Consider the following 643-nt stretch of genomic DNA (forward strand, 5'->3'; position numbering starts at 1 on the left):
GGTGGTGTTGACGCTGCGGTTGTGGGGTGGGCAGGCCAGGCCGAGGTCGTCGATGTTGGTGTGGCCGCCGTGGGCCCAGTCGGTGGTGACGTGGTGGGCTTGGGAGCCGTAGGCGCCGATGGTGCAGCCGGGTTTGGTGCAGCCGCCGTCGCGGGCGATGAGCATGATGCGTTGGGCGGGGGAGGCGGTGCGTCTGGCGCGGAACAGGTCCAGCGCGGATCCGGTGGCTTTGTCGAACACTGCCAGGTAGTGGTTGGCGTGGGCGGCCATGCGGATGACGTCGGTGATGGGTAGGCGGGTGCCGGCGCCGGTGGTGGCCAGCCCGGCGCGAGATTGCAGGTCTTGGAGGGTGGTGCGGATGATGACCGAGACCGGCAGCCCGTTGAGGTGGCCGAGTTCACCGCTCATCAAGGCGATGCGTCCGACGGCCAGTAGCGCGTCGTGTTGGCGTTGGGCCAGGCTGCGGTGGTCGTTGTCGATTTGGGTTTGGGTGGGGGTGCCTGAGGTGCACGGTTCGGGGTCGTCGGGGTTACACATGCCGGGGGCGGCGTATTTGGCGAAGATCACTTCCCAGACCGCGGTGGCTTCGGGGGTGAGTCTGGCGCGGATTTCGGTCATGCCGTCGGCGTCTTGTGGGGATTTG

General features: G+C 67.8%; 1 protein-coding gene. It reads right to left on the bottom strand.

Annotated elements, in window-relative coordinates:
- The coding region (locus ABQE89_RS26255; RefSeq protein WP_448422163.1) for an HNH endonuclease signature motif containing protein at positions 1–643 on the bottom strand (643 nt) is incomplete at both ends.

It is taken from the genome of Mycolicibacterium sp. XJ1819, assembly GCF_053483675.1.